We start from the raw sequence: 2,845 nt of genomic DNA on the forward strand, positions 1-2,845 counted from the left end.
CGGATCGTCCAGGTGTCGCCGTTGGTGAGGAGGTTGGTGAGTTGTTGTTCGGGGGTGTCGGTGGTGGTGGCTTTGGCGGTGGCTACTTGTTCTTGTACGACGTTGTCGTAGGAGGGGCGGGTGGTCTGGCGGAACACGCCGATGGGGGTGTTGCGTAGGTCTGGTCCGGGCAGGCGGGTCAGGGCGAAGGCGTATGCGGGGTCGGTGATTGTCGTGTCGTGGACGACGATTTCCTCGGTGGGGGTGGTTGCGGTGTTGCGGACTTCGAGTCCGAAGCCTCGTGGTGGGTGGACGAGGCAGTATTGTCCGTTGTTGCCGAAGGTGATGGGTTGGCCGTGTTCGAGGTGGATGAGGTAGTTGTCGCGGGTGTGTGGTTCTTTGAGTTGGTCGAAGGCGCCGTCGTTGAAGATGTTGCAGTTTTGGTAGATTTCGACGAATGCGGAGCCTTGGTGTTGTGCGGCGGCGCGGAGGACTGTTTGGAGGTGTTTGCGGTCGGAGTCGATGGTGCGGGCGACGAAGGTGGCTTCGGCGCCGAGGGCGAGGGATAGGGGGTTGAAGGGGGCGTCTGCGGAGCCGGTGGGGGTGGATTTGGTGATTTTGCCGATTTCGGAGGTGGGGGAGTATTGGCCTTTGGTGAGGCCGTAGATGCGGTTGTTGAACAGGAGGATGGTGAGGTTGACGTTGCGGCGTAGGGCGTGGATGAGGTGGTTGCCGCCGATGGAGAGGGCGTCGCCGTCGCCGGTGACGACCCAGACGGACAGGTCGGGTCGGGTGACGGACAGGCCGGTGGCGATGGCGGGGGCGCGGCCGTGGATGGAGTGGAGGCCGTAGGTGTTCATGTAGTAGGGGAAGCGGGAGGAGCAGCCGATGCCGGAGATGAAGACGGTGTTTTCGCGGGGGATGTTCAGTTCGGGCATGAACTGTTGGATGGCGGCGAGGATGGCGTAGTCGCCGCAGCCGGGGCACCAGCGGACTTCCTGGTCGGATTTGAAGTCTTTGGTGGTGAGGGTGACGGGTTCACGCATTTTTGAGGACCTCTTCCAGCGTCGTCTCCAGTTCGGCGGCGGTGAAGGGTAGGCCGCGGACCTGGTTGTAGGCGATCGCGTCGATCAGGTATCTGGCTCGGATCACCTGGGCGAGTTGGCCGAGGTTCATCTCGGGGATGACGACCCGGTCGTAGGTGGCCAGGACGTCGGCGAGGTTGGCTGGTAGGGGGGACAGGTGTCGCAGGTGTGCCTGGGCGATGGGTAGTCCGCGTTGGCGTAGGGCGCGGCAGGCGGCGCCGATCGGGCCGTAGGTGGAGCCCCAGCCGAGGACGAGGACCCGGGCGTCGCCGTCGGGGTCTTCCACGTCGATGTCCGGTACGGGGATGTTGTCGATGCGGGTGGCGCGGATGCGGACCATGTGGTCGTGGTTGGCGGGGTCGTAGGAGATGTCGCCGGTCTTGTCGGCTTTCTCCAGGCCGCCGATGCGGTGCTCCAGGCCGGGGGTGCCGGGGACGGCCCATGGTCGGGCCAGGGTCTGCGGGTCTCGTAGGTAGGGCAGGAAGGTGGTGCCGTCCTCGCCGTTGGGGGTGGTGGCGAAGTCGACCCGCAGGTCGGGTAGGGACTCGACGTCGGGGAGCAGCCACGGTTCGGAGCCGTTGGCGACGTAGTTGTCCGACAGCAGGATCACCGGGGTGCGGTAGGTCAACGCGATCCTGGCCGCTTCCAGGGCGGCGTGGAAACAGTCCGACGGGGACTTCGCGGCGATCACCGCGACCGGTGCCTCGCCGTGTCGCCCGTGCAGGGCCATGTTCAGGTCCGCCTGCTCGGTTTTCGTGGGTAGCCCGGTCGACGGTCCGGCGCGTTGCACGTCCACGATGACCAGCGGTAACTCCAACGCCACCGCCAGGGAGATCGTCTCGGATTTCAGGGCGACCCCGGGTCCGCTGGTGGTGGTCACCCCCAACGCGCCGCCGTACGAGGCGCCCAACGCCGCGCCGACCGCCGCGATCTCGTCCTCGGCCTGCATGGTGACCACACCGAGTTTCTTGTGCTTACTCAACTCGTGCAGGATGTCCGACGCCGGGGTGATCGGATACGCGCCGAGGAACACCGGCAACCCCGACCGCACCCCGGCGGCGACCAGACCCAGCGACAACGCGGCGTTACCGGTGATGTTCCGGTAGGTGCCCGGTAGCATCCTCGCCGGTTTCACCTCATACCGCACCGCGAACGAATCGGTCGTCTCCCCGAAGTTCCAACCCGCCCGGAACGCCGCGATGTTCGCCGCCACCAACTCCGGCCGCTTGACGAACTTCCGCTCCAAAAACCGTAACGTCGACTCGTACGGCCGCGAATACATCCACGACAACAAACCCAGAGCGAACATGTTCTTCGCCCGCTCCGCGTCTTTCTTCGCCACCCCGAGCCCAGCCAGCGCACCCACCGTCATCGACGTCAACGCCACCGGATGCACCACATGACCGGCCAACGAACCATCATCCAACGGACTGACCGCGTAACCCACCTTCGCCAGGTTCCGCTTCGTGAACTCATCCGTGTTCACGATGATGTCCGCCCCACGCGGCAGATCAGCAACATTCGCCTTCAACGCCGCCGGATTCATCGCCACCAACACATTCGGCGCATCACCCGGAGTCAAAATATCGTAATCAGCGAAATGCACCTGAAAACTCGACACACCCGGCAACGTCCCCGCCGGCGCCCGAATCTCCGCCGGAAAATTCGGCAACGTCGAAATATCATTACCCAACTGCGCCGTCTCCGACGTGAACCGATCACCGGTCAACTGCATACCATCGCCCGAATCACCAGCAAACCGGATCACCACCCGGTCCAGT

2 protein-coding genes are annotated in these 2,845 nt (G+C 64.5%); both read right to left on the minus strand.

What is annotated here, in order from left to right:
- On the minus strand, positions 1–1,025 hold a 1,025-nt coding region (locus ACIQG9_RS29800; protein WP_400408569.1), incomplete at its 3' end, for a 2-oxoacid:ferredoxin oxidoreductase subunit beta.
- Complete coding sequence (locus tag ACIQG9_RS29805; RefSeq protein ID WP_400408570.1) at positions 1,018–2,844, minus strand: 2-oxoacid:acceptor oxidoreductase subunit alpha; 1,827 nt, start codon at positions 2,842–2,844, stop codon at positions 1,018–1,020. The genes ACIQG9_RS29805 and ACIQG9_RS29800, both read right to left, overlap by 8 nt.
- Between the last annotated feature and the right edge of the window lies 1 nt (position 2,845).

The sequence above is a fragment of the Micromonospora sp. NPDC092111 genome (assembly GCF_044755745.1).
Classification (GTDB): domain Bacteria; phylum Actinomycetota; class Actinomycetes; order Mycobacteriales; family Micromonosporaceae; genus Micromonospora.